Source organism: Cnuibacter physcomitrellae, assembly GCF_014640535.1.
GTDB classification, from domain to species: domain Bacteria; phylum Actinomycetota; class Actinomycetes; order Actinomycetales; family Microbacteriaceae; genus Cnuibacter; species Cnuibacter physcomitrellae.
Map to the genome: position 1 here is coordinate 3155673 of NZ_BMHD01000001.1, position 25815 is coordinate 3181487.

Annotated in this window: 21 protein-coding genes; 8 read left to right on the forward strand and 13 right to left on the reverse strand. The window is 72.3% G+C overall.

The window, feature by feature from the left end; translation table 11 throughout:
* Positions 1–180 precede the first annotated feature (180 nt).
* The 8 genes from IEX69_RS14815 (at position 181) to IEX69_RS14850 (ending at position 7187) form a co-directional block, all read left to right on the forward strand.
* Positions 181–1329: a zinc-dependent alcohol dehydrogenase gene (locus IEX69_RS14815; RefSeq protein ID WP_085018185.1), complete on the forward strand. Its 1149-nt coding sequence runs from the start codon at positions 181–183 to the stop codon at positions 1327–1329.
* A 9-nt stretch (positions 1330–1338) separates the two neighbouring features.
* Positions 1339–1914, forward strand: coding sequence for a hypothetical protein (locus IEX69_RS14820; protein ID WP_085018186.1), 576 nt, complete (start codon positions 1339–1341; stop codon positions 1912–1914).
* Positions 1915–2189: 275 nt separating this feature from the next.
* Positions 2190–2663: a hypothetical protein gene (locus tag IEX69_RS14825; RefSeq protein ID WP_085018188.1), complete on the forward strand. Its 474-nt coding sequence runs from the start codon at positions 2190–2192 to the stop codon at positions 2661–2663.
* Positions 2663–3166, forward strand: coding sequence for a hypothetical protein (locus tag IEX69_RS14830; RefSeq protein ID WP_085018190.1), 504 nt, complete (start codon positions 2663–2665; stop codon positions 3164–3166). Before IEX69_RS14825 ends, IEX69_RS14830 begins: the two co-directional genes overlap by 1 nt.
* Before the next feature lie 71 nt (positions 3167–3237).
* On the forward strand, positions 3238–4284 hold the full coding sequence (locus IEX69_RS14835) for an LLM class flavin-dependent oxidoreductase (protein ID WP_085018192.1): 1047 nt from the start codon (positions 3238–3240) through the stop codon (positions 4282–4284).
* A 120-nt stretch (positions 4285–4404) separates the two neighbouring features.
* Entirely contained in the window at positions 4405–5331 is a 927-nt protein-coding gene (locus IEX69_RS14840; protein WP_085018193.1) for a DUF5996 family protein, read from the forward strand.
* 146 nt (positions 5332–5477) lie between these two features.
* Entirely contained in the window at positions 5478–5963 is a 486-nt protein-coding gene (locus IEX69_RS14845) for a heme-degrading domain-containing protein (protein ID WP_085018195.1), read from the forward strand.
* Between the two features lie 9 nt (positions 5964–5972).
* On the forward strand, positions 5973–7187 hold the full coding sequence (locus IEX69_RS14850; RefSeq protein ID WP_085018197.1) for a YihY/virulence factor BrkB family protein: 1215 nt from the start codon (positions 5973–5975) through the stop codon (positions 7185–7187).
* A gap of 25 nt (positions 7188–7212) precedes the next feature.
* On the opposite strand, the gene IEX69_RS14855 is transcribed toward IEX69_RS14850, so the two are convergent.
* The 13 genes from IEX69_RS14855 to IEX69_RS14915 all read right to left on the reverse strand — a co-directional run bounded on the left by IEX69_RS14855 (position 7213) and on the right by IEX69_RS14915 (position 25812).
* Positions 7213–7701 (reverse strand): hypothetical protein, encoded by a 489-nt coding sequence (locus IEX69_RS14855; protein WP_085018199.1) that lies wholly within the window; start codon positions 7699–7701, stop codon positions 7213–7215.
* Between the two features lie 2 nt (positions 7702–7703).
* A complete protein-coding gene (locus IEX69_RS14860; RefSeq protein WP_085018201.1) occupies positions 7704–8192 on the reverse strand; it encodes a hypothetical protein in 489 nt (162 codons plus the stop codon).
* A 53-nt stretch (positions 8193–8245) separates the two neighbouring features.
* Positions 8246–9319, reverse strand: a complete 1074-nt coding sequence (locus IEX69_RS14865; RefSeq protein WP_085018202.1) for a WXG100 family type VII secretion target — start codon at positions 9317–9319, stop codon at positions 8246–8248.
* 83 nt (positions 9320–9402) lie between these two features.
* Positions 9403–9669 (reverse strand): WXG100 family type VII secretion target, encoded by a 267-nt coding sequence (locus IEX69_RS14870; RefSeq protein WP_085018204.1) that lies wholly within the window; start codon positions 9667–9669, stop codon positions 9403–9405.
* 171 nt (positions 9670–9840) lie between these two features.
* Positions 9841–14271, reverse strand: a complete 4431-nt coding sequence (locus IEX69_RS14875) for a type VII secretion EssC family protein (protein ID WP_085018206.1) — start codon at positions 14269–14271, stop codon at positions 9841–9843.
* A gap of 43 nt (positions 14272–14314) precedes the next feature.
* On the reverse strand, positions 14315–15049 hold the full coding sequence (locus IEX69_RS14880; RefSeq protein ID WP_085021299.1) for an FHA domain-containing protein: 735 nt from the start codon (positions 15047–15049) through the stop codon (positions 14315–14317).
* Complete coding sequence (locus IEX69_RS14885; RefSeq protein WP_085018208.1) at positions 15046–16779, reverse strand: serine/threonine-protein kinase; 1734 nt, start codon at positions 16777–16779, stop codon at positions 15046–15048. Before IEX69_RS14885 ends, IEX69_RS14880 begins: the two co-directional genes overlap by 4 nt.
* A complete protein-coding gene (locus tag IEX69_RS14890) occupies positions 16776–18704 on the reverse strand; it encodes an FHA domain-containing protein (protein ID WP_085018210.1) in 1929 nt (642 codons plus the stop codon). Before IEX69_RS14890 ends, IEX69_RS14885 begins: the two co-directional genes overlap by 4 nt.
* A complete protein-coding gene (locus tag IEX69_RS14895) occupies positions 18701–19534 on the reverse strand; it encodes a PP2C family protein-serine/threonine phosphatase (protein WP_085018212.1) in 834 nt (277 codons plus the stop codon). The genes IEX69_RS14890 and IEX69_RS14895 overlap by 4 nt, the downstream gene beginning before the upstream one ends.
* On the reverse strand, positions 19531–21096 hold the full coding sequence (locus IEX69_RS14900) for an RDD family protein (RefSeq protein ID WP_174604389.1): 1566 nt from the start codon (positions 21094–21096) through the stop codon (positions 19531–19533). Before IEX69_RS14900 ends, IEX69_RS14895 begins: the two co-directional genes overlap by 4 nt.
* Positions 21093–23549 carry a transglutaminase TgpA family protein gene (locus IEX69_RS14905; protein WP_157127072.1) on the reverse strand — a complete coding sequence of 819 codons (2457 nt, stop codon included), beginning with the start codon at positions 23547–23549 and terminating at the stop codon, positions 21093–21095. Before IEX69_RS14905 ends, IEX69_RS14900 begins: the two co-directional genes overlap by 4 nt.
* Complete coding sequence (locus tag IEX69_RS14910; protein WP_085018219.1) at positions 23546–24841, reverse strand: DUF58 domain-containing protein; 1296 nt, start codon at positions 24839–24841, stop codon at positions 23546–23548. Before IEX69_RS14910 ends, IEX69_RS14905 begins: the two co-directional genes overlap by 4 nt.
* Complete coding sequence (locus tag IEX69_RS14915) at positions 24838–25812, reverse strand: AAA family ATPase (protein ID WP_085018222.1); 975 nt, start codon at positions 25810–25812, stop codon at positions 24838–24840. The genes IEX69_RS14910 and IEX69_RS14915 overlap by 4 nt, the downstream gene beginning before the upstream one ends.
* Positions 25813–25815 lie beyond the last annotated feature (3 nt).

Here is a 25815-nt window from a genome sequence, read left to right on the forward strand (position 1 = left end):
TCTCGCCTCGCGCGCCTTTTTTGGACGCAGTACAGGAATGGGACGAGTCGATCCTACCCCCGCCGGAGACGCTCGAGGCACGCGCCTCCGCACGGGGGTTGCATGAGGGTGCGCCCTGGGCCTGCACTGAGAGACGGACGACCGATGTCCCGCCGACCGAGATCCCTCGAAGGAGCCAGCATGAAGGCGATGGTGTACCGCGGACCGTACAAGGTCCGTGTGGAGGAGAAGGACATCCCGCGGATCGAGCATCCGAATGACGCGATAGTCCGGGTCACCAAGGCGGCGATCTGCGGATCCGACCTGCACCTGTACCACGGGCTCATGCCCGACACCCGGATCGGGACCACCTTCGGGCACGAGTTCATCGGGGTGGTGCACGAGGTGGGGCCGTCGGTCGAGAACCTCAAGGTCGGCGACCGCGTCATGGTGCCCTTCAACGTGTACTGCGGGTCGTGCTTCTTCTGCGCCCGCGGGCTCTACTCCAACTGCCACAACGTGAACCCGAACGCGACCGCGGTGGGTGGCATCTACGGCTACTCGCACACCTGCGGGGGATACGACGGCGGCCAGGCCGAGTTCGTGCGGGTGCCCTTCGCCGACGTCGGGCCGAGCGTCATCCCGGACTGGCTGGACGACGAGGATGCCCTGGTGATGACGGATGCGCTCTCCACCGGCTACTTCGGCGCTCAGCTCGGCGACATCCGCGAGGGCGACACCGTCGTGGTGTTCGGCGCCGGTCCCGTGGGCCTGTACGCGGCGAGGTCGGCGTGGTTCATGGGGGCGGGTCGGGTGATCGTCGTCGACCACCTCGAGTACCGCCTCGCGAAGGCGCGCGAGTTCGCGCACGCCGAGACGATCGACTTCGCGGAGCACGACGACATCGTCGTCACGCTGAAGCGGGCGACAGACCATCTCGGCGCGGACGTCGTGATCGACGCGGTCGGCGCGGAGGCCGACGGCAACCTGCTCCAGCACATCACCGCGGCGAAGCTGAAGCTGCAGGGCGGCTCGCCCGTCGCGCTCAACTGGGCCATCGACTCGGTCCGGAAGGGCGGGACGGTCTCGGTGATGGGCGCCTACGGTCCCCTGTTCAGCGCCGTCAAGTTCGGTGACGCCATGAACAAGGGCCTCACGCTGCGCATGAACCAGTGCCCGGTCAAGCGCCAGTGGCCGAGACTCCTCGAGCACATCCGGAACGGCCATCTGAAGCCGAACCAGATCATCACCCACCGCATCCCGCTCGAGCACATCGCCGAGGGCTACCACATGTTCTCGGCGAAGCTCGACGGCAACATCAAGACCGTCATCGAGTTCGACGCCGCCTAGGAGGACACCATGCCGTACACCGCACAGAAGCCCGCCCCGCGCGAGAACTCGGACGACCTCCGCGCCCGCATCCCCGGCTGGGGCGTCGACCTCGACCCCGCCGACCGCCCGGCCGTCCCGCGGGAGCGCTACGCGCCCGAGGCGACGGGAGCGCACTGGGACTTCCCCGACCGTCAGCCCGAGCTGCATCCCCGCGAGCGGTCGATCGAGCACGGGATGCTGCCCCCGGTGTTCGGCACGGTCGCGCCGCTGCACGGGGTGTCCGGGATCGTGCGCCGCGTCGCGTACGCGCGGTTCAGCGAGGGGCGGGCGGCTCACTGGCTGCTGCTCGTCGTGGGCGACCGCATCGACGCTGCCGGTGCGCACGTGGCGTCCCTGTTCAGCGGGCGGCCCGACAACCCCGTCACCGAGACCGGGATCCTCAGCGAGCGCCGCAGGCACGGCTGGTCCTCCCGCGTCGGGTCGACGCGGGTCGACACCCACCACGCCTGGATCGACCCGATCATCGTCGCCGGCCCCTGGATCGTCGGCGGCTGGATCGCGCTGAAGCTCGCGGGGAAGGTGGTGCGCGCCGTCCGCCGCTGAGCCAGGGCCTCGGGCGCCGGCCGCAGGCACCGGAGTGGCGCGGCTCGCGGCGGTGGGGTGCGGGTTGCGCCCGCTGCGCGCCGCTTCGCCGCCCCTGGGGCCTCCCCAGCACGCTCAGCGGGCGGAACCCGCAGCGCTGCGGGCGGCGGCGGCTCGGCGCCTCCGCCCGTGCCGTCGGGCGCGGGCGTGAGGGTGGCGTGAGCACCGGGAGGGCGGCCGTCAGGAATCCGTGAGGACCGGCCGGGCGCGGGCGCTGCGCGCGTAGACCTGCGGATGTGACACTCACCGCACTGCTCCCCACCCTCCGCCACAGCATCCCCGATCCGCTCGCGTTCGACCTCTGGCCCGAGTCGACCACCGCCACCACGACCGATGTCGTCGTCGCGGGGGTGTCGCTCTGCCGCCTCGCCGAGGTGTGCGACACGCCCTGCGTCCACAGCGCCGCCGCCGCGCTGCCGGGCACGCACGGCCGCCCTTCTCCGACCGGGGAGGCGACGGTCGTGGTCGCCACGGTGCTGCAGGCCGAGGGCGGACGAATCCGCCTCGACGCCGAGCTGTCCCGGGTCTCCCCGCAGCTGGCGGAGGCCCGACTCCTCGGTCGCGTCTCGACGGCCCGCATCACGCGCTTCGCGATCGGCAGCCTGCAGGATGCGGTGGTCTCGCTCCCCGCGGACGTCCTCCCCGGCGACCTCGTCGCGGTGCCCTGCGCCGGCACCGTCTGCCTCCGCGACCTCCGAGGGGGACGCTGATGCTGATACACACCGTGGGTTCCTTCCGCCGGCGCGCCCTCGATCCGCGGTTCGCCGAGTGGCCGGTCGGCACCGTGTTCACGCGAGACGACGTGAGCATCCTCGGGCAGTCGCTGGTGGAGGCCGCGGGCACCGTCGGCACGCCGCTCGTCAGAGTGGGCGAGAGATCCGCGCCGTCGATCGAGGGCCGCTTCTGCTGCGTCGTCGTGACCCGCGTCGAGGCGGTGATCGCCGCGGAGTCCGGCGTCGGCGAGGAGGTGTGGCTCGACGCCGAGCTCGACGCGGACGCGGTCGTGCGAGGATCCGCCCTCCTCCTCGGCCGGGCGGGCACGCGGATGCGGCGTCCCTACATCGTCCGGCCCGCTCTCCGCCCGGGCGACCTGCGGATCGCGCTGCCGGGCGACGTCGCGGAGGGCGATCTCGTCGCGCTCGCCTGCCGTCGGCCCGTCGCGCTGCACGACATCCGCCGCCGCCCCTACCACCCGGAGCGCCTCAGCAGCTGATCCGCCGGTCTCCACCGCCGCCGATCTCCATTCGAAGGAATGGAACGGAGCGCAGGACGGTTGAGGAGGGCGTGAAGCGATTCGGCACTCTCTCGTTCGGACACTACGGCCCCCTGGGTGGCGGTCGCGAGCTGACGGCGCGCGACTCCATGCTGCAGGCGATCGACCTCGCGCAGGGGCTCGACGAGCTCGGCGTGAACGGGATCGCGTTCCGCGTGCACCACTTCGCACGACAGCAGTCCGCGCCGCTGCCGCTCATGGCGGCGATCGCGGCGCGCACCGAGCGCATCGAGATCGGCACCGGCGTCATCGACATGCGCTACGAGAACCCGCTCTACCTGGCGGAGGAGGCGGCGGCCGTCGACCTCATGAGCGGCGAGCGTCTCGCCCTCGGCGTGAGCCGGGGATCACCCGAGACCGTCCACCGTGGGTACGAGGTCTTCGGCTACGAGTCGGACGACCCCCGCGGAGCCGACCTCGGTCGTGAGCACTTCCTGCGCTTCCTCGAGGCCATCGACGGCGTGGGCCTTGCCGAGCGCGACCCGCACAGCCCCTTCGGCGGTGGTACCGGGCTGCAGCGCATCGAGCCCTACTCGCCCGGCCTGCGATCGCGGGTCTGGTGGGGCGCGGGCACACGCGAGACCGCGGAGTGGGCCGGACGCCTGGGTGTGAACCTCATGTCGTCGACCCTCCTCACCGAGGCCGACGGTCGCGCGTTCGACGTGCTGCAGGCCGAGCAGATCGAGGCCTTCCGTGCCGCGTGGCGCGAGTCCGGCCACGCGGGGGAGCCGCGCGTCTCCGTGAGCCGCAGCATCATCCCGATCACGACCGCCGAGGAGCGGATGTACTTCGGCGGACGCCAGGACGGCGACCAGATCGGCGTCATCGACGGGACCACGTCCACGTTCGGCAAGACCTACGCGGCCGAGCCCGACGTCCTGGTCGAGCAGCTGCTGCAGGATGCGGCGATCCAGTCGGCCGACACGCTGACCATCACGATCCCCAGCCAGCTGGGCGTCGCCTTCAACCTCCGTCTCATGGAGTCCTTCGCCCGCTACGTCGCCCCCGCGCTCGGCTGGGAGCCCACGCGCGAGGTCGCCGCGGGCGCGTCCGCCTAGGGTCGCCCGGACGGCGTCACGCCGGACGCGGAGGCGGGCACCGTCTATCGACGCGGCTACTCCGTCAAGTCATCCGCGTCATCGGCCACGAGTGAACAGGCGCTCTCCTAGGCTGGTCGAATGAGCGAGACGAGCGCGACGACGGAGGCCTGGCCCGCGCTGCGGGTCGACGAGTGGACGGCGACGCGGGAGACGCTCCACCTGTGGACGCAGGTCGTCGGCAAGGTGCGGATGGCGCTGGCGGCCCCGATCAACCACTGGTGGCACGTCTCGCTGCAGGTGACCGCGCGGGGCCTGGCGACCGGGTTGATGCCGGCCCGCGCCGCCGGCGGGGAGGGGGGCGAGCTCGAGATCGAGTTCGACCTCCTCGCGCACGAGCTCGTGCTGCGGTGCAGCGACGGGCGTCGCGTGTCGTTCCCGCTTCCGGGGCTGAGCGTCGCCGACTTCTACGTCGCCGTCCTCGAGTCCCTCGATCGACTCGGCGTCGCGGTGAGCATCCGGCCCGTGCCGAACGAGGTCGAGGTCGCGATCCCGTTCCCCGACGACACCGTCCACCACACCTACGTCCCCGAGCACGCGACCGCGTTCTGGCGCCAGCTGGTGCAGGCCGACCGGATCCTCCGCCGCTTCCGCTCCTCCTTCACCGGCAAGGTCAGCCCCGTGCACTTCTTCTGGGGCGCGATGGACCTCGCCGTGACGCGGTTCTCAGGTCGACCCGCCCCGACGCATCCGGGTGGCGCGCCGCACTGCCCCGACTGGGTGATGCACGAGGGCTACTCGCACGAGCTCTCGAGCGCCGGCTTCTGGCCGGGCGGCGGCGAGGAGGGTGCTTTCTACTCCTACGCGTACCCCGCCCCGGAGGGCTTCGCGGCGGCGCCCGTCCCCGACGGCGCCTTCTTCAGCGACACGTTCGGCGAGTTCCTGCTGCCGTGGGAGACGGTGCGCACCGCCGCCGACCCGGATGCGCTGGTGCTGTCGTTCCTCGAGGCCACCTACGACGCGGCCGCCTCCCGAGCCGACTGGCCGCCCCTCACCCGTCGCTGGTGACCCGCGCCCGCTGGGCGCGGTGCGGATCTGACACTCGTGGTGACCTCATCCGCGCAGAAGCCGCCACGACTGTCAGATCCGGCGAGCCCGGCGGCCCGATGGCCGAGCGAGCCCGGCCGGTGGTGGCGCGCCGGTAGGCTGAGCGCATGAGCGAACGCGAGCTCCCCGTCTTCACCGTCGACGATCTCGAGGCCGTGGCCCCGTTCGACGTCCACTCGTTCACGAAGGAGGACGCGGTCGACCTCGGCACGCTCGCCGTCGCCCTCATCCGGGAGCGCGCGCTCGATCTCGCGGTCGACGTCGTGCTGCGCGACGACCTCGTGTTCCGCGCCAAGCTCGGGGCGACGGGCCCCGAGAACGACTTCTGGCTCGCCGGCAAGGCCGCGGTCGCCCGTCACTTCGGTGTGCCGTCCCTGCTCGTGCGCCGCCGGTACGAGGCCGAGGGGCGCCGGTTCGAGGACGACACCGATCCCGCGTTCGACCACTCCGTGATGCGGTCGCACGGCGGAGCCATCCCGATCCTGGTCGCCGGGGAGGTCGTCGGTACGATCACCGCCTCGGGCGAGCCCGACGTGATCGACCACCAGACCGCCTGCGACGCCGTCGCGCTCTACCTGGCCCGCCGTCCGTAACGGCTGCCCGTGGCCGAGGCCGAGCAGCGGGCTGAGGATCCGCAGGTCGACGATCAGGCGCGGCTGACCGAGCGCATCCAGGACCGTCTGCAGGAGCGCTTCCAGGAGCCGATCGAGACCGTCACCCGGGTCACCGAGCGCACGCTCGCGCTCTTCCCGGTGCGCGTCTGGCGTCGGTTCCTCGTGGGCAACGGGTTCGTGCTCTCCGCGGGCATGAGCTACCAGGCGCTGTTCGCCGTCTTCGCCGGGGTCTACGTGGTGTTCGCCGTCGCAGGGATCTGGCTCGTGCAGTCTCCGGAGACGATGGAGGCGCTGATCGATGTGATCAACACCTACGTCCCGGGCCTGATCGGTGACGAGGGCGTCATCACGACGGCCGCCATCCGGGAGATCGCCACCTCCACCACCTCGGTGCTCACGGTCACGGGTCTCGTGGCCGTCGTCATCCTGTTCTGGACCGCGACCAGCTGGATCACCTATTCGCGCCTGGCGATGCGGTCGATCTTCCGGCTGCCGCGGGATGAGCGCCCCTACGTGCTGCTCAAGGCGCGCGACTTCCTCGTCGCGCTCGCCTTCGGCCTCATGCTCCTGTTCACCGCCGTGCTCAGCGTGGTCAGCACCGCGGCGGTCGACTGGCTCCTCGACCTCGTCGGCGTCGAGACCCGCGGCTGGATCCAGTCGCTCCTCGCCGGAGCGGCGGGGCTCGCGCTCGTGTTCGTCGTCGACACCGCCGCCCTGGTGACGCTCTTCCGGTTCCTCGCCAGGGCCCGCATCCGATTCAGGCGGATGCTGCCCGGCGCCTTCGCCGGGGCGTTCGCGCTGGTGCTGCTGCAGGCCGGAGGTGGGCGCCTGCTGAGCGGCGCCACGCAGAACCCGCTGCTGTCGTCGTTCGTGGTGTTCATCGCGATGCTGCTGTGGTTCCGCATCATCAGCGTGATCGCGCTCGTCGCCGGTGCGTGGATCGCGGTCGCCGTCGAGGACCGCGGCGAGGAGCTCTACACCGAGGCGGAGCGTGCACTGCTCGAACGCGACGCGCTCCTGGTCGCCGCGCGCGTCCGCGTGCGCGAGGCGGAGGCCGCGCTCGCCGCCGCGCGGTGGTGGCAGGTCCCGCTCGCGCGCCGCCGGCTCGACGCGGCCCGCCGAGAGCTCGACGAGCTGCTGCCCGATCGCGACCGACGCGACGGTGCCGCCGGGCGACCGGCGGCACCGCAGCACGACGGCTGAAGGGGATGCCCGAGCGAGGGCGAGGCTACGAGAAGAGCCGTCCGAAGAAGCCCTTCTTCTTCGAGTAGCCGGCCACCTCGAGCGCGGCGATCGCCGCATCCTTGATCTCGGACGTCGAGAACGTGTACCCGTAGGTGTTCCCGAGGTGCTCGCCCTGACGATCGGTGGTGGAGGCCGCCGTCCCCGCGCCCCACGTCCTGGTCGTGCGGGTCTGGTGGCCCCGGAACGTCGAGGTCCCGCCGCTGATGCTGAACCCGCCCGCGCCGCCGGAGACCTTCACGCCCGACTGCGAGTCCTGCTCGTCGAACTCCCATGTGCCCTCGGCCGGATCGAGCGTGACCGTGAGGACATAGGAGGCGTCGATCAGGCCGGCGCCGGTGAAGGCCGCCCACTTGACGTCGGCGTACTTCCACCTGCCCACCACCCCCGTGGCGGTCGGGCTGAACTCGAACGGGACGTCGGGGCCGTTCAGGGACAGGACGCGCTGCTGCGCGCTCTCGAGGGACTCGGCCATGCTCACGCCACCCCGGCGGTCGCCTCCGACAGCGAGGACTGCACGTCGCGCAGCTCGCCCCAGAGCTCGGTCGCCTGCGTCCCGGTCGCGGTGGCGGTGACCTGGACGAGGTCGGCGACCGCGCCGTGCTCGATCACCGCGATCCGCACGCCCTGCATGAGCGTGCCGACGCGGGGGTCGGGGTAGGAGAACTCGATGCGGAAGCCGGGACGGCCGAGCACCTCGTAGTCGTCGCGCCCGAGCTCGACGGCACCGTCGATGGACTCGACCTTCTCGGTGACCGTGCGGATGGCGTCGTCGAGCGTGTAGCCGCGGGCGAAGCGCGACAGCGCCACGACCACGTTGGGACGGAACTCGCCCTCGGGCACCGACTTGGCGCCGGCGAGCACGGTGCCGGCGACGACGATCTCGCGCCAGTCGTCGGGCAGGTGGAGGGCGACCGCGGGGAACGCGGGGGTGTTCTCACCCGGGAAGGTGATGGTGTTCGTCATGGTTCGAGCCTTTCTGAGAATGTGGCTGAGGTCGAGTGATCAACAGGGGATGGTCAGAATCCGAAGAATCCGGCCACCGAGTCGACGGCGTCGGACGGGCTGAACGAGATGTCGAAGTTCACGCCCGCTCCGATGCCGAGAGCGGCGCCGACGTCGAACGAGGCGCTCACCTCGTCCCAGCCGACGTTCGCCTCGACCTCGGCCCAGGCGCCGGCGCCGGCGACGGCCTCGGCGCCCGCACCGACGGTCACGCCACCGGCGGAGACGCTGCCGTCGACGCCCGCGGAGGCGCCGGCGAACGCGTTGGCACCTGCGGAGACACCGGCTCCGTCCGGACCGATCGTGGCGCTCGCGTTGGCGCCGGCCTCAGCACCGGCCATCGCGTCGGCGCTGCCGGAGGCCGTGGCGCCGCCGTTGAAGAGCTCGACCGAGCCCGAGGCGCTCGCCTCACCGCCGACGAACGCGTCGGCGCCCGCCTCGGCGTGTGCGCCGTCGGGGCCGATGCCCGCGCCCGCGGATGCGTTGGAGTCGAAGCCCGCGAACGCGTCCGCCTGGCCCTCGCCCGACGCCCACCCCGCGTCGAACTCGCCGTTCACCCCGGCTCCGGCGCCCCACTGCCAGCCCGCCTCGGCGTTCGCGTTCGCGTTGCCGTTCTCGTCGGTGGAGGTCCCGGCGTCGGCGTATCCGCTGTCCTCGAACCCGTGTGCGTATCCGCCGCCGGACGCCGTCGGTCCGTCTCCGGTGCCGCCGCCCCCGCCGCCTCCGCCGCCGCCTCCGGCGCTGCCGCCTCCGGTGGATCCGCCCCCGGACCCACCCGACCCGGACCCGCCGGATCCGGAGCCGCCGCCGATGCTGCCGCCGTCGGTCGACGTCTGCTCCTGCTCGTCGGCGTTCTTGGCGAGGTCGGAGCCGCCGCTCTGCAGCGCGGTCACGACCGCCTTGATCTTCGCCGTGTGAACGCTGCTCCAGTCGCTGCGGAACTCCGACGCATCCGGACCCTGCCACGCCTGCGTCTGGTTGACGCTGGTGGTCAGGGTCGACTGGATGCTCGTGAGATCCTGCGCAGCGTTCTCGAACTTCTTCGCGAGCTTGCGCAGCTCAGCGACGTCGGCGCCGTAGATACCCATGAGACCCTCTCAACCCACCCTCGTGTCGGCTCCCGAATCGGAGGAAGGGCCCCCTCCGAGAGGAGAGAGCCCTTCGTCGTCGATCAGGAGTTCGACGTCTGCTCCTGCGAGTTGGCGTTCTGCGTCGCCTTCTGCGAGGCGTCGTTCAGAGCGTTGATGACGTTCTTGAGGGCCGCGGTGTGCGTGCCCTTCCACTCGCTGCGGAACTTCTCGGCGTCGGGACCCTTCCAGTCGACCGACTCGAGAGCGCTGGAGAGCGTGGTCAGGATCTCCTGCACCTGCTCCGACTTGTTGTGCAGCTTCTTGCTGAGCTGACGGACCTGCTCGACATCGAGTCCCCACATGGCCATGTCTTCTTCTCCCTCTGTGTTGTGGCGGGCCGGGTGGCCCTCCTACGTTCCTCCGAGGTGATTCCCTCGTAAGAACAAGCTATTGGGGGTGGGCGGATCCCGCGATGGGGAGAACTCCCCATGCTCTCCCCATGCCCTGCGTGAGCGGAGAATCCCTGATCAGAGCGCAGTTCACGAGAGGGCGACCTGGAGCTTGACCGCGCGGCCCTGCTGGATGAGGAACCCGCGGCCGGGCGGCAGGTCGGCTCGCTTGAAGCGCGGCAGGGACGTCCCGAGCAGCGAGTCGCCGTCGATGTCGCCCGGCACGAGCAGCAGCCCGCGCTTGCCGTTCTTGAAGGGCGCCGCCAGCGTCCAGGCCGACGACCAGGTGGACGTCTCGCCCTCGCCGATCACGAAGACGTCGTCGCGCAGGCATCGCTTGACCAGACGGTCGAGGGTCGACTCGAGCGGCGACCCGTCGAGGTCGCCGATGCCCTCCACCACGAGGGCGAACTGATCCGAACGGAGGGAGCCCGACTCCAGCTGCGTGTCGACGTCGTCGGCGAACCGCTCCAGCTGATCCTTGTCGTTGATCGACAGCGCCCAGAGCGGGAGCTGCGACAGGGAGGTCTGCCGTGCCGAGACGTGCACGAGACGGATGCCCGGCGACGTGCGCTTCAGGGCCTTCGCGAGGGTGGCGAGCGCCTGGGTGCGGCCCGAGCCCGACGACCCGCCCACGAGGAACGGTCCGCGCGGGGCGATGCCCATCGGCGAGAGGTCGTCGTCGCGCACGCCGATCACCGGCCGACCTTCGGCCGAGGCGGGGAGGTCGTCGAGGGGGATCGTGTCGCGCAGACGCAGGACGGGCGCCGCCGGCGTGATCCGCTGCCGTCGCATGGCCTCGGCGAGCCGGGCGATCTCGCGCGCCTGGAGCGCGACGTTCGAGTCGGCGCCGAGCATCGCGACCTGCACCTCGTGCTCGTCGATGATGCCCCGGCCGGGAGGCGAGGTGGCCGACAGGGTGTCCTTCGGCGCGCCGAGGATGGCGTAGTCGTCCTCGTTCGCCAGGCGCAGCACGAGCCGCTTCTGGATGGTCGAGCCGAGCGACTGGGGGACCGAGTTGGGGCGGTCGCCGGTCACCACCACGTGCACGCCGACCCCGCGGCCGTCGGTGGCGATCTGCGAGAAGGCGGTGAACCAGGCCGAGTTGCCGCCGAACTCGTAGCTGTCGCGGAACGTGCCGATCCCGTCGACGAGCACCAGGATGCGAGGCTCGTCGGGGGCGTTTGCGAGCCGGCGGTACTCGCCGATGGATCCGGCGCGGATCTCGGAGTAGCGGATCGAGCGCTCGTCGACGAGGTCGCGGAGCATGCGGAGGAGCCGGACCACGCGCTCCTCGTCGTCGCCGTCGATGATCGCTCCCACGTGGGGGAGCTCCTCGAGCATCCGCAGGCCCGACGATCCGAAGTCGAGGCCGTAGACGTGGACCGGCCCGCCGCGCGGAGTGACGGCGGCCGAGATCGCGATCGTGCGCAGGGTCGCGCTCTTGCCCGAGCCACCCGTGCCGTAGATGGCCATGTTGCCGTCGCGGTCGGGCTCGTAGAACACCGTGGGCTGGCTCTGGCTCTCCGGGAGGTCGATGACGCCGAGCAGGAGCGCCTCGTCGGTGCGGGGGTTCGGGAGGAGCGAGAAGTCGTAGACGGGGGCGAGCTCGTCGAGCCAGGGCTTCCGGGGCTCGGGGATCGACGCGAGCCTCGAGGCGCCGCGGATGCTCGTCACGAGTCGCGCGATGTCGGTCGGCCCCGGGTCGGTGACGTCGGCGACCTCGATCTCGGGCATGTCCCAGGTGGACCCGGTGCCGAAGTCGAGCTCGACGATGTCGATCCGCGCCTGGGTCGGGGCGTCGGTCGTCCAGCCGCCGGCGTATCCGGTCTGGAAGCCGGCGATCCGGCCCGGGCCGGTCTTGGCGGCGCCGCGGCCGGGGATCGACTGGTCGAAGTAGGCCGCCATGGGAGAGCCGAGGATGTCATCGGAGTCGGCGGCATCCGCCATGCGCAGGGCGATGCGCATGTTCGTGTTGGCGCGCAGGTTGTCCTTGATCACGCCCGCGGGGCGCTGCGTGGCGAGCACGAGGTGCAGACCCAGCGAGCGGCCGCGCTGTGCGACGTCGACCACGCCGTCGACGAACTCGGGCACCTCCTGCACGAGCGCGGCGAACTCGTCGACGATGATCAGCAGGCTCGGCGGGGTGTCGGGGTCTCCGGTCTTCTCGAGCGAGACCAGGTCCTTCGCCTTCTTGCGGTTGAGGAGGTGCTCGCGGTAGCGGAGCTCGGCCCGCAGGCTCGTCAGCGCCCGCCGCACCAGGTGGGGCGAGAGGTCGGTGACGAGCCCGACCGTGTGAGGCAGCCCCACGCAGTCGGCGAAGGCGGCGCCGCCCTTGTAGTCGACGAAGAGGAAGGTGGCGCGGTCGGGGCTGTGCGCCGCGGCCATGCCGAGCACCCACGACTGCAGGAACTCGGACTTGCCGGCACCCGTCGTGCCGCCCACGAGCGCGTGCGGACCCTGGCTGCGCAGGTCGAGGTAGAACGGCTCGGTGCCGCTGTGCCCCACGAGGGCGCGCAACGAGCCCTCCTTCTTGCGGCGGACAGGCGGCGACCCGTCGCGCAGGGCGATCGAGTTGCTCTCGCGCCAGCGATCGACCACCGACTCGGGGTGATCGGCGAGGTCCTTGCCCGCCAGCGCCAGGTACGAGACCTGGCGGGGGAGGTCGGACTCGTCGTCGATCGGAGCGCCCACGTCGACCAGGGGCGAGAGCTCGCGACCGAGCCGGAGCGCGATCTCGGCCGAGACCGACTCGCTCGCCACCGGGTAGGTGAACTCGCCCAGGCGGACCAGCCCCGTCGTGGCGTCGGCGTCGGTGGTCTCCACCGTGACGAAGCTGCGACAGGCCGCGGGGAGCTGCGAGAGGGAGGGCGCCGCCCAGATGACGTGGACGTTGGCGTCGGCGCCGCGCTCGGCGATGCGGGTCAGCCGCCCGCGGTCGAGCGGGGCGTCGTCCTCCACCACGAGCACCACCGACGGCACGATCGGATGGGGGATCTCGCGATCCTCCGCCGAGCCCAGGTCGATCGGCCCGCGGGGCTTCACGGCGTTCCGGGTGCGCGACTCGATCAGCGCCTCGATCCGCGACACCAGGGCCACGCCCGATCCCGGGTTGTCGGAGAGGTGGTCGCCGGAGAGCGGGCTGTGGGGCGAGCTGGTGTGGGGCAGCCACTCGAGCCACTCCCAGGTCGCCCGGCTCGCGGGGGAGGTGAGCGCGCAGATCACCACCTCGGCGGGCGAGTGCATGGCCACCACCTGGGCGACGAGCCCGCGCGCCACGCCGTGACGCAGCTCGCCCTGCCCGGCGATGCCGAGCGCACCGTCGCGGCGCAGGTCGGCCACCACGGGCACGCCCTCGATCCGCGAGAACCGGTCGGCGACCTCCTCGACCTGCGTGTAGTACTCGGGCAGGGCGTCGTTCTCGGTCGGCAGCTCGACGACGTCGCGGCTGGGAGCGGTGCCCACGCCCAGCCGCAGGGTGAGGAAGCCCGGGTTCTCGGGGCGGTTGGTCCAGAGCAGGGTGCCGAGCCGGTCGGCGGCGTCGACGCTCTCGGCCACCGACGGCGTCTCGGTGAGCCGCACCGCGCGTTCGACGCGCTGCCGGTCGTGCATCTTCGCCACGAACGTCTCGAGCGAGGCCTTGAACTGCTTGATCGTGTCGCGCAGCTGCCGGCGGCTCGAGATCTCGTGGTCGAGCCAGGTGCCGATCATGAGCAGCGGGCTCAGCGCCACGAAGATGATGCTGAGCGGCGACCGGGTGACGGCGAAGAGCACCGCGCCCATGATGAGGGGCGCGATCAGCGCGAGCACCGGGAACGGCTGCGGCTGGGGCTTCTTGGGCGGGGTGGGCGCCGGGTAGTGCTTCCCGGGATAGCGCGAGATGACGCGCGGGGACCGGTTGAACTCGATGACCGGCGTGGAGGGAGCGCTGCCCCCGAGTCGCTGCAACGGCACGACACGGAGCGCGGTGTCGCCGAGGACCACGACGTTGGCGCTGGTCAGCGTCGTGCGCGAGACCTGCTCCCCGCCCATGAGCAGGCCGTTCGCACTGCCGAGGTCGATGATCTCGACGTGCTCGCCGATGTTCACGCGCGCGTGGCGCTTCGAGACGAGGCCGTCGCCGAGCCGGACGTCGACGCCGCGCTCGCGGCCGATGATGCTCGACCCGAACGGCAGCGGGAACTCGGCCCCCTCGTCGGGGCCGGACAGCACCCGCAGCACCGCGGCCGCAGGCCCGGCGGCGTTCGCCGAGAAGCCCTCGCTGTGACGCGCGATCTCGAGGAACGACCCCGACCGGACCCCCGCATCCAGCAGGTTGGAGGTGGGATCGAGCGTGCGCGGCTCGCCGCTGAGGCCCCGGATGCGCAGCGTGAGCCCGGCGGGGGCGGCGGTCTGCGGCCCTTCCGGATCGCCCGAGTAGAGCGCGCCGGCGACGTCGGCCACGGTGGCGGTGGCGTCGGCGGTGATCTGCACGCTCGTCGAGGTGCCGCCGGGTCGCGTGAGTGTCGCCTTGATGCGCATGGCTCGGGGGGATGCCTTCCGTCAGTGCTGGGGTGGGCCGGGGTCAGTCCTCGTCGGCCGACTGGTCGAGGAGGGGCAGGTCGTCCTTCGTGACGAGGCGGCTGAGCACGGCGTACTCGACGAGACGGGCACGGCGGTTGGTGGCGAGCGCGCCGGCACCCCCACGGAGGCCGTCGACGCCGGCCCGGCTGAGCTTGTCGCAGACGTTGTCGAGCTTGCGGTTGAAGCGGCTGAGCGCCCAGCCGAGGCGGTTGGCGGCGTTCGCCGACGAGGGGATCTCGCTGGTCGCCGTCCCCTCCCGCTTCAGCATGGGCTCGGCGAGGGCGAGGATGAGCTGCCGCTGCGAGAGGGTGAACGTCACCGCGCCGACCGTGGTCTCGCCGCTCGGGCTGCGCTGCGGAGCCGAGTCGACGAAGGCGGGCGCGTCGGTGTGGATGGTGAACTCGTAGCTGGTCGGCCCCGCGGTGAACACGATGGTGGTCAGCGCGAAGACGATGGGGAGCCGGGCACCGGGAGCGAGCCATGCCTGCATGGTGCCCGACGGGTCCGACACCGAGGCCGACAGGCGCGATCCGACGTTGCTCAGCCACCACAGTCCGTCGACGAACTGGATCGACAGGAACCGCCGGTGCAGGTACTGGTTGTCGTCGATGTCGAGATCGGCCTCGCGCCCGATCTCGAAGGGCTTCGACGGGTCGAGGCGGTACCACTCGCCGATGAACTCGACGCTGGCGCTCGACCCCGGGCGCGCCTCCTCCTGGGTGGTCGGCTCGCTCATGGCGCGCATCCGGTGACGGGCTCGGAACCGCGTCCGTCGGTGTGGACGATGGCGACCTCGATGCAGACCCGTCCTCCGGCGGCGGGCAGCGGCACGGTGGCCGTGGGCTGGGCCGCGGGCTGCAGCGTCGTCTCGGCGCCCTGGGTGACGACTCCCCACTGATACCGGTCGCCCGACTGCGGGTCGGGGTTGGTCCAGGTGAAGACGACGCCCTCGGCGGTGACGGTGCCCTTGAGGTCGGTCGGCGGCTTCACGCTCTGCGCGGGCAGGACGTCGATCGGGGCCACACCCGGGTCGGTCTCCACCGCAGACGGGCTGCCCGTTCCCGCGTTCACCGCGAAGACGATCCCGGTGACGAGCACGGCGGCGGCCACGAGCGAGGCCCCCACGATGATCGGGAGGCGCGAGCGCTTCCGGTTCGTGTCCTCGTCGTCCGTCGGTGCCTGGGGCGGACGGTGGATCGTCTGCTCGATGCCGAAGGCGTCCGCGCGATCGGCGGCCGGGACGGGCATGCCCGCCGGCGCGGCGCCGGAGGGGGCGGCGAACGGGGCGCGACCGGGGGCGGCGCCGGCCGGCGACGGGGAGGGCGCCGAGGGCGTGGCCGGACGGGAGGGCGCTGAGCCGGCCGGGGGCCGCGCGGGTGAGCCGGGGCGTGCGATCGTCGAGGCCACGGTGTCGTGGACGGGATCAGGGCGCAGCGACTCGCCCCAGCGGGGCTGCGCGGGCCGTGCGCCGGTGCTCGTGTCGGACCGCGCCGGGCCCGTCGGCGCCGGCCCGGTGGGGTCGATGGTGACGATGCCGCGGACCCGGGTGTTGCCCTCGTCCTCCTCCTCGACGCTCTCGGCGGGGAGGGACTCGTCGAGCACGTCGGTGGGTGTGACCGACAGGCTCAGCTCGAGCTGGATCTTCTGCAGGGCGCGTCCCAGCTCCAGCGCGGAGGCGTAGCGCGCATCCGGCCGCTTGGCCATCGCGGTGGCGAGCACGTCCTCCAGCGAGTCGGGGACGTCGGCTCGGCCGATGCGCGAGAGCGGCGACGACTGGATCCGCGTGATGAGGTCGAGGCCGGTGTTCGACCCGCCGGGCACCTCGAAGGGGGAGCGTCCGGCGAGGAGCGTGTAGACGGTGGCGCCGAGGGAGTACACGTCGGCCGCGACGCCGCTCGAGGGCGACGACTCGAACACCTCGGGCGGAGACCAGGGGATCGACATGCCGACCGATTCGCGCTCCGGGTCGCCGACGAGGGCGACCGAGATGCCGAAGTCGGTCAGCGCCGGTCGGTTGTACTCGGTGACGAGGATGTTCGCCGGCTTGATGTCGCGGTGGAGGATGCCGGCGCGGTGCGACGTCTCGACGGCGCCGGCCACCTGCACGCCGATGCGCAGGGCCTCGGCGACGCTGATCCGCTCCTTGCGGTACCGCGCGCCGAGGTTCGGCTTGGGGCAGTACTCCATGGCGAGGTACGGGCGTCCGTCGTCGGCGACGCCGGCCTGGTAGATCGTGACGATCGACGGATGCGTCGAGAGCTGGGCCATGAGGTTCGCCTCGGCCTCGAAGCTCTCCTGCGCGCCCTGGGTGAGCGACTCCTTGAGCAGGACCTTGATGGCCACCCGGCGCCGGGGCATCCGCTGGTCGTAGAGGAACACGTCGGCGAACCCGCCCGACCCGAGCAGGCTCTGGTACTCGAAGCCGGGGATCTCGGGCGGGGCGGACGGCGGTCGCCGGGCGCTCACGGGATCTCCTCGAAGCGCACGGTGACGCCGTCGCCGAGGTCGACGAGGTCGTCCGAGAGCACGAGCACCGCCTCGTCGGGGCTCAGCCGCAGCGGCGGGGTGCCCTCGCGGTGCAGCACCGAGCCGTTGGTGGTCCGCATGTCGGCGACGAGCACGTGGCGTCCCTCGAGACGCACCTCGAGGTGGTTCCGCGAGATGTCCTGCTCCGGGCTGTCGACCGCGATGAGCAGCGGCATCCGGTCGCCCTGGACCCGGTTGGCGCGAGGCCGTCGGCCGATGATGACCGGGCGGTCGAGGACGTGGGTCTCGCCGGTCGAGAGCACGATGCGGCCGAGTGCGACGGGCTCGTCACCGGAGTCCGCCGTCGCCTGGCCCGCGCCCGCGCCGTCGCTCGCCGCGGAGAGGCGGCGCATGGCCTCGAGCTCCGAGACGGTGACGGTGAGGCCGTCGTGGTCGTCGGCGGGGCTCGTCGCGGGGGCGGATGCCGTGGGCTCCGCCGTGTACGCCGGGGGCGCCGCGAGGGGGCGGCGCTGCTCCGGTGCCGCGGGTGCGGCCGGTGCGGGTGCAGACGGTGCGGGTGCGGGTGTCCCGATGGTGCCGAAGCCGGGGACGCTGTCGATGAGGCCGGTGGCCGGCGGGGCGGTCCATGCGGACGGCTCCGGGGCCGGGGCAGGCGCGGCGGGCTCGGGCTCGGGCGCCGGCGCCACGACGGGCTCGGCAGCGGGCTCGGGCGACTCGTCGTCCTCCTCCACCTCGCGCACCGCCGCCGTCTCCACCGACTTCACGACCGTCGCGCCCCAGAGGTGGTCGTAGGCGTCGTCCGGCAGCTCGCCCACCGTCGCCTCGGGCACCTCGCCGCCCTGTGCCTCGTCCCCCGTCGACTGCTCGCTTTCCGCGCCATCCTCGTCGGGACGCCGCACATCCTGAGCACTCGAGGGCTCGAGCGCCTCCGTGGGCGCTCCCTCGGGCGCCGCCGCGAGGGTCTCCTCGGGCGCGCTGATGGTCTCCTCGGGGTGCGCCTCCGGCTCCGAGTGCTCACTTTCCGCGCCGTCCTCGCGGGGGTGCTGCGCATTCTGAGCAGTCGCGGGTACGGGTGGTGTCGCGGGCAGCGCGGGGGTGGGTGCTGAGTGCTCATTTTCTGCGCCCACCGCGGGGGGAAGCTGCGCATTCTGAGCACTCGAGGGTAGAGGTGGTGTCGCGGGCAGCGCGGGGGTGGGTGCTGAGTGCTCACTTTCCGCGCCATCCGCGGGGGGAAGCTGCGCATTTTGAGCACTCGGGGGTGCGGGTGGTGTCACGGGCAGCGCGAGGGTGGGTGCTGAGTGCTCATTTTCTGAGCCCACCGCGGGGGGAAGCTGCGCATTCTGAGCACTCGAGGGTGCGGGGTGAGCGGCGGTGGGCGTCGAGTGCTCAGCTTCCGCGCGGTCCTCGTGGGGGTGCTGCGCGTTCTGAGCAGTGGATGCGGGGGTGGGTGTGAAGGAGAGGGTGAGGGTGCTCGCGAGGACGATGCCCGAGGCGATGCCGAGCTCCTCGGGAGCGGCGGTCTGCGCCGAGCGCACCTCGAGCGACCGAGGGGAGCGAAGCACCCGCTCGCTCCACGTGGTGACGTCGGAGCCGGACACCGTCACGGGCTCGCTGCCCGTGGCCTCGACCGCCTCGATCGAGAGGTCCCCGCGCACGGCGACCCGCGCATCCATGCCCGACTCGTCGAGGGCGATCACCGCGAACGGCGGGATCAGGCGCAGGCTCGTGCCGAACGCCCCGGTGAGCGACTCCAACACGGCTTCGAGGCCCAGGCCCGACTCGAGGTCGCGCCAGATGCGGTCGAGGAGCACGGCGTCGATGGTGTCGGGCAGCACGGCGACGCCGAGGGGTGAGACGACGGCGCGCAGCGTCCCAGGGCGGTAGCGGATCTCGGGTGCGGTCACGCTCGTCCTCCTGCGGTCACCGGCGGTCGGGGCACCGTGTCCTCGTCGTCGTGCTCAGGTCGCTCGGCGCCGCGGCGCGCATCCGCCACGTCGACGACGACGGCGGTGAGGTTGTCGCGGCCTCCCCGGAGCATCCCCTCGTGCACGAGCCGCACGGCGGCGGCCTGCGGCTCCGCCTCCTCCAGCAGCACACGGCGGATCATGGCGGGATCGAGCTCGCCCGAGACGCCGTCGCTGCAGATGAGGATGCGGTCACCCGGCTCGATCGGCATCAGCCAGAAGTCGGGTCGATGGTCGCCGCCGGCGCCGAGTGCGCGGGTGATGACGTTCCGCCCCGGATGCGACGCCGCGGCCGCCGCGTCGATCTCGCCCTCGTCGACGAGCTCCTGCACCACGGAGTGGTCGACGCTGATCTGCTCGACGTCGTTGCCGTGCACGCGGTAGGTGCGCGAGTCGCCGAGGTTGAAGACCAGCCAGTACGCCTCGCCCTCGTTCTCGACCACCGCGGCGCCCGACACCGTCGTCCCGGCACGTCGCGTCCCCGTCGACCGGAGGTTGGAGATGGCGCGCCCGGCGCGAGTGAACGCGGAGCGGACATCGGCGACGCTCGCCGAGCGGCCCCCCGCGATGGCGGCGAAGGCCTCCACGGCGAGGGCGCTGGCGACCTCGCCCGCCTCGTGCCCGCCCATCCCGTCGGCGACGAGGAAGACCGGGAACGCGTCGAGGAGCGAGTCCTCGTTGGTCTGGCGGCGGAGACCGGTGTGCGTCGCCGACCCCGAGCGCGTGGTCAGCGTCTCGATCGCGACCGTCGTCCTGTGGTCGCCGGTCATGCCGACCTCAGCCCCGAGCGCACGGTGAAGCTCCTCGTGCCGATCCGCACGCGGTCGCCGTCGCCGACGACCTCGCGCCGGCCGGAGGTGAGCACCCGTTCGAACCCGCGGGGGTCGACGATCGACGATCCGTTCGTGGAGTTGCGGTCGAGCACCCACACGGCGCCGCCGTCGAGGCCGAACTCGAGGTGCGTCTTCGACACGGAGAGGGCGTCGCCGGGGAGGCGGATCGCCATCGCCCCGGATGCGGGCACCGGGTCGCGCCCGATGACGCCCCCGGAGGTGATGGGGAAGACCTCGCCGCTGTCGAGCGTGAACGACGCCGCCACCGCCGCACGTCCGAGGGGAGCGGAGTCCGCCAGGCGCGTGCTGTCGAGATCGCCGCCGGATCCCGCCGCCGGGTCCCGCGTCTCGGGGCCGGCCGGAGGCCGAGGTGCGGAGAAGCCCGGGATGCTGTCGATGAGACCGGAGGAGCCGGCGTCGCCCGTGGGGAGCGGCGGGGGAGTGAACGCCCCGAACTGCACCGGTGTCGTGGGCTGCGGGTCTCCGATCCGCGCGGGCCCGGTGATGGCGGGCCCGGCAGTCCCGGGGCCGGAGGGCTGCGCGGGAGCCGATGGCGCGAAGGGCGCCGGCTCGGATCGGGGAGACTGAGGTGCTGCCGGTGGGGCGAAGCCCGCCGACTCGGGCGCGGCGGGTGCCGCGAAGGAGCCAGGGGCGGCGGGTGCCGCGGGCGCCGCGAAGGAAGCGGGGGCAGCGGGTGCCCCGAACGACGCGGGCTCGGGCACGGCGATCGTCGGCGGCGCCGAGGGATGCTGCGGCACGGGCGCGCCGCTCCCCGCCGGCACCGGAACGGGGGCTCCAGGAGGCGTCCACTCGTCCTCGACGAGACGCGACGGGTCCGCGGTCACCGGGTTGGGCCCGCGCCGCACGTCGATGAGCCACGTCCTCGCCGCCTTGTCATGCCACCCCTGGAGCCGACGGGTGGAGTCCCAGAGCGGTGACAGGTAGACGACGAGCTCGCCGATGCCGAACACCAGCCGCCCGGCGAAGACGACGAGGTCGCGGATGAGGATCCGCCCGATGCCCGGACGGCGCAGGGTGGCGAGGTCGACCACGCGGATGCCGCACGTCAGCATCCCGAGCGAGAACCCGCGGAACGCCTGCAGGAACAGCATCGCGATCGGATACGCGTACCAGGCCAGCAGGATGAGGAGCGTCCCGAGCGGTCCGATGCTGACGCGCAGCGAGCCCGAGGGCAGGACCTGGATCGCGCCGAGCGACACGATGGGGATCGTCACCGCCAGACCGATCACCGCCGTGATCGCGTAGTCCATGAGCCACGCGAGCACCCGCCACCCGTACTCGGCACGGAGCACGCTCGAGCGGGGGATCGGCGCCTCTGCGGGCGCCGGGCGCCAGCTCGTGTCGGGCGCGGGCGGAGCGCCGAGCGCGGCCGCGTGGGTGCGCGAGGCGACCGGGGTTCCGCAGACCAGGCAGAACGGCGCGTTCCTCGGCACCGCCGACCCGCACTGCAGGCACGCCACCGTCGACGTGTCGCTCATCTCGCTCCCCCTTCCGAGGCGCCGCCGCGACCCGCTGCCCGCGCCGCCGTGCGCCGCGCCGCCCGCTGCGCCCTGCGCTCCGCGGCCCGTTCCTGGAACGAGCGGAGCGACAGTCGCGCGCGGAGGCGCTGCCATGCCGACTTCGAGCCTGCCATGGACGCGACGATCGAGTCGACCTCGGACCAGAACGCGTCCACCTGCTCGGGTGTCGGGTCGCCGGGGCCGAACACCGCCGAGTCGGCGGATCGCGCCGCGGAGCCGATGCCCGCGGCCGGATACGCGGACTCCAGCACGAGGGCGTTCTCACGGCGCGTCACGCCGCGCGGGGAGCGTGTGCCGAAGTCGCCGGCGCGGTCGACGATCTCGTCCCAGCCCCCGCTCACCCGATCGGCGGGGACAGGCGCGAACCGGCGCTGCTTCCGCCGTCTGGCCTTCAGCAGTCCGATCAGCACGACCGGCGCCAGCAGCAGCAGGGCGAGCACGAGGATGCCGCCGCCGATGCCCAGGACGAGCACCCAGGTCCAGTCGGTCGTGACGATCGGATCCTGGTCCGTGTCGTCGGTGCGGATGTCCGGCGGGAGCTCCGCCGGCTCCTGCGGCGGGGGCGGTGGCTGCAGCACCTGCGCCTTGGGGTCGGACTTCGGCTTCGGCGCCTCCTCGAGGGGCACCTGGTCCTCCGGCGGCGTCGGGTCGAAGGCGACCCAGCCGACGCCCTGGAACGGCACCTCGACCCAGGCGTGCACGTCGTCGCCGGTGATCGGCTGCTCGGCGTCCTGGCCCGCGTACTCCTTGGGGTAGAAGCCCATCACCACGCGGGCGGGCATGCCGAGGGAGCGCACCATGAGCGCCATCGTGACCGCGTACTGCTCGTCGTCGCCGATCATCTGGTCGGCGCCGACGAGGGAGGCGATGCGCTCGGCGCCGTGTCCGGCGCGCGATGTGGCCTCGCCCTCGAGCCCATGGCTGAAGAAGCCGCCTTGGCTCAGGGAGGTCTCGATGTTGCGCACCTCGGCGATCGGCGACTGAGCCTCGCCCGCGAACTGGATGGCGAGGGCCGTCACCTCGTCGGGCACGCCGTTCGACTTCGGCAGCGAGAGCTGGTCGATGCCCTTTCTCTCGAGCTGCTCGTCGTTGGGCTTGGCAGGGATGACGGTGTCGAACGAGTAGGAGTCGCCGGACTGCAGGCCGAGAGTGGTCAGGGCGACACCCGTCACGCTGTTGTAGTGCAGCGACTCGGCGAGGTCCTGGGCTCGCGGGCCCTCGAACTGGAACGAGTCGAGATAGCCCGCATCCGGGATCCACACCCCGGAGTAGTCGTCGACGGTGACGTCGATCGAGGCGCTCTGGCCCTGCGCTCCGGAGGAGGGGATGGTGTCGCTGATGCGCGAGAACGTGCCCGAGCCGCTGGATCCGTCGCCGGCGACGTTGTAGACGATGCCGTCGTACTGATCGAGGGTGGCGAGACGGACCCGGGCCCCGTCGGGCAGACCCTTGACGGTGAACAGGGTCACGTCCTTGTCGTCGCGCACGTACTTGCGGAACCCGACGAGCGGGCTGGCGTAGTCGTGCAGGTCGAGCGGGGGGACGATCTGGTCGCGCAGCACGTCTCGGGTCGACATCGGGGTGACGGCGGCCGCGGTGAGGCCGACGCCCATCGCGACGACGAGGAGGCCCGCGCCGGTGGCGAGCCGCACGGAGCGCAGGCGGGCGGCGTCCTTCGTCGAGTCGGTGACGGCGGTGCCCGCCGCGGCCTCCGCGCGGTTCTCGAACCGGCGCCAGGCCCACCAGCCGAGCGCGACACCGGCGAAGACGAGCCCCTGGACGAGCGGGGCGGCGGTCTCCTTGGTGCCGAACACGATCGCGGTCACGAGGAGCGCGGTGGCGGGCAGCAGAGCCCAGGCCGCGGCGCGCCGGAACCGCACGGCGAACGTGATGGCCATCACGGAGGCGACGAGGGTCGACAGGAACGGTACGACGAGCGTCGAGGGGAACCCGCCGACCGGCGCCTGCAGCGTCAGCACGTCCTTCCACGAGAACACGATCCCGAGCACCAGGTCGCGGAGGCTCTGCCCGGTGGGGATCACACCGAGCAGTGCCCGCGACGGCACGGCCAGAGCGGAGCCGAAGACGAAGTAGGCCACGATCGTGCCGAGCACCACGAAGAAGACGTTCCAGCGGAACGCGACCGAGAGCAGGGCGATCGCGAGGCCGAGCAGGATTCCGCCGCCGGCGGCGACCATCCACCCCGTCCCCCCGAAGGCCGGGCCGAAGCCGAGCACGGCCACGATGAGCAGGGCGACCATGGCCAGGCAGTCGATCGCCAGGGGCCATCCTGTGCGGCGCGCACCGGGCTGTCTCCCCGGCGCGGCCGCCGCGCGTCGGCCGCCGGCCGAGGCGGGACGGGACGACGGGGACGCCGCCCTGCGGGCGGCTCGTCTCGATGGGTCGCTCACGCGGCGTTCACCCTCCGCAGGGCGGGCGGCAGCTCGGCCAGCTCGCCGATGGACAGCAGCACGAGGTCGCCGATCTGGCGACGGGAGACGGTCTGGCCGGGCACGCAGCTCACGGCGATGGTCCGCACGCCGAGCGGCAGGTGCACGGATGCGGTCTGCAGCTCCGTGGCGGTGACGTCGGCGCCGAAGACGAGCACGGCGACCGAGGCGTTCGGCACCGCGTTGCCCGTCGCCTTCGCGAGCTGGACGATCGACTGGCGGGAGGACGTCAGCTCCACCCCCGACAGGTCGTCGAGCAGGCGTCGCCCCGTCTCCGTGTGCAGGGCACGGCCGGGCACGAGCACGGTGAGGTCGCGCTCCTCGCGGAGCGCCTGCAGCCCGAGCGACCCGCAGGTCGACACGGCGAGCTCGAACTCCTCGGGATCGAGGTAGTCGGAGGACGACGTCGAGAGCGCGATGGCGAGGTGCGAGCGCCGCGTCTCCTCGTACTGGCGCACCATGAGGGTGCCCGTGCGGGCCGATGTCTTCCAGTGGATGTACCGGCGGTCGTCGCCGGGCACGTACTCGCGGAGGGCGTGGAAGGAGACGTCGTCGTTGGCGAGGTCCTTCGACGCGATGCCCTCGAGATCCCGCAGGAACCCCGAGGAGGAGCCCTCGATGCTGATGGTGCGCGGATGCACGAACAGCTCCTGGGGATCCGTCCAGCGCACCTCGCGGCGGAGCAGTCCGAGCGCGTCGCCGCGCACGGACCGGACGGGGCCCACCGTGATGATCGACCGGCGGGTGGTGGGGATGCCGAAGAGATCGTCGTGCTGGCCGTTCGGCTCGAGCCGGGGGAGGTGGAACGACGCGAACGATGCGCCGACGGGCAGCTCGATCCGGGCGGGGAGGGTCGACCGGGCGCCCGTGTTGGTCACCGCGATGCGGCCGACCGCGCGCTCGCCGACCACCACGCGGGTGAGGGCGAGATCGAGGTCGACGCGGAACGAGGACCGCCCCACCACGAACCCGACCGCCACGAGCAGGACCACGAGGCCCACGAACCCGATGGTGGTCAGCTCGAGCCAGCCGAACACCGCGCCGAGGACGAGGGCGACGACGGCGGCGGCGAGCACCGCCCAGCCGAAGGCCGAGGGGATCGACAGGATGGGGCCGGCGACGCCCCAGACCCTCCGCCAGACCCCGACGATGCGGGGGAGGGCCGTCTCCAGGCACCACTGTGCCGCCCGGCTGTCACGCAGCCTGGCGGCTCCCGCTCCGGCACGGGCGAGGGTGGTGCGCACGAAGGTCATGCGACGGGCTGCCTCGATTGCGGCGCGGCCACGTCGGCCAGGATGCGCGAGAGCACCTGCGGGGCGGTGGTGCCCGAGAACTCGGCCTCGGGATCGAGCACGAAGCGGTGGAGCCACACCGGTGCGGCGAGGTCCTTGATGTCGTCCGGGAGCACGAAAGGCCGGCCCTGCGCGGCTGCCCACACCTTCGCCGCGCGGATGATCGCCATCGAGCCGCGGACGGAGACGCCGAGGCGCACCTCGGGCGCGTTCCGGGTCTCCTCGGCGAGCTGCGCCGCGTACCGCAGGACGGCGCTGTCCACGTGGACCGTGGAGGCGAGGTCGGCCATGTCGGCGACCGCCTGGGTGGTGATCGCCGCGGAGAGGGTCGCCGACGGGTTCCGCACCGCGGACCCGGCGAGGATCTGCTCGACGCTGGCGATGTCCGGGTAGCCGATCGAGGTCTTGATGAGGAAGCGGTCGAGCTGCGCCTCGGGGAGGCGGTAGGTCCCCGCCTGCTCGATGGGGTTCTGCGTGGCGATGACGAGGAACGGGCGGCCCACCTCGTGCACGACGCCGTCCACGGTGATGCGCGACTCCTCCATCACCTCCAGCAGGGCCGACTGGGTCTTCGGCGAGGCGCGGTTGATCTCGTCGGCGAGGACGATCGAGGCGAAGATCGGGCCGCGGTGGAACTCGAACGCGCCGGTCTTCTGGTCGTAGATCGTCACACCCGTGACGTCGGAGGGCAGCAGGTCGGGCGTGAACTGGATGCGCTGATGCGTGCCCTGCACGGTCGCGGCGAGGGCCTTGGCGAGGCTGGTCTTGCCCGTGCCCGGTGCATCCTCCAGGAGGATGTGCCCCTCGGCGATCAGCGCCATGAGCGTGAGCCGGATCACCTCCTGCTTTCCTAGCACGGCCTGCCCGACGTTCTGCACGAGGCGGTCGAAGGTGCCGGCGAACCAGGTCGCCTGCTCCGGTGTCATCGTCATCTG

Coding starts and splice junctions, on each gene's coding strand:
- IEX69_RS14815 (WP_085018185.1), top strand. CDS start 181: ATGAAGGCGATGGTGTACCGCGGACCGTACAAGGTCCGTGTGGAGGAG.
- IEX69_RS14820 (WP_085018186.1), top strand. CDS start 1,339: ATGCCGTACACCGCACAGAAGCCCGCCCCGCGCGAGAACTCGGACGAC.
- IEX69_RS14830 (WP_085018190.1), top strand. CDS start 2,663: ATGCTGATACACACCGTGGGTTCCTTCCGCCGGCGCGCCCTCGATCCG.
- IEX69_RS14840 (WP_085018193.1), top strand. CDS start 4,405: ATGAGCGAGACGAGCGCGACGACGGAGGCCTGGCCCGCGCTGCGGGTC.
- IEX69_RS14845 (WP_085018195.1), top strand. CDS start 5,478: ATGAGCGAACGCGAGCTCCCCGTCTTCACCGTCGACGATCTCGAGGCC.
- IEX69_RS14855 (WP_085018199.1), bottom strand. CDS start 7,701: ATGGCCGAGTCCCTCGAGAGCGCGCAGCAGCGCGTCCTGTCCCTGAAC.
- IEX69_RS14860 (WP_085018201.1), bottom strand. CDS start 8,192: ATGACGAACACCATCACCTTCCCGGGTGAGAACACCCCCGCGTTCCCC.
- IEX69_RS14865 (WP_085018202.1), bottom strand. CDS start 9,319: ATGGGTATCTACGGCGCCGACGTCGCTGAGCTGCGCAAGCTCGCGAAG.
- IEX69_RS14870 (WP_085018204.1), bottom strand. CDS start 9,669: ATGGCCATGTGGGGACTCGATGTCGAGCAGGTCCGTCAGCTCAGCAAG.
- IEX69_RS14875 (WP_085018206.1), bottom strand. CDS start 14,271: ATGCGCATCAAGGCGACACTCACGCGACCCGGCGGCACCTCGACGAGC.
- IEX69_RS14880 (WP_085021299.1), bottom strand. CDS start 15,049: ATGAGCGAGCCGACCACCCAGGAGGAGGCGCGCCCGGGGTCGAGCGCC.
- IEX69_RS14895 (WP_085018212.1), bottom strand. CDS start 19,534: ATGACCGGCGACCACAGGACGACGGTCGCGATCGAGACGCTGACCACG.
- IEX69_RS14900 (WP_174604389.1), bottom strand. CDS start 21,096: ATGAGCGACACGTCGACGGTGGCGTGCCTGCAGTGCGGGTCGGCGGTG.
- IEX69_RS14910 (WP_085018219.1), bottom strand. CDS start 24,841: ATGACCTTCGTGCGCACCACCCTCGCCCGTGCCGGAGCGGGAGCCGCC.
- IEX69_RS14915 (WP_085018222.1), bottom strand. CDS start 25,812: ATGACGATGACACCGGAGCAGGCGACCTGGTTCGCCGGCACCTTCGAC.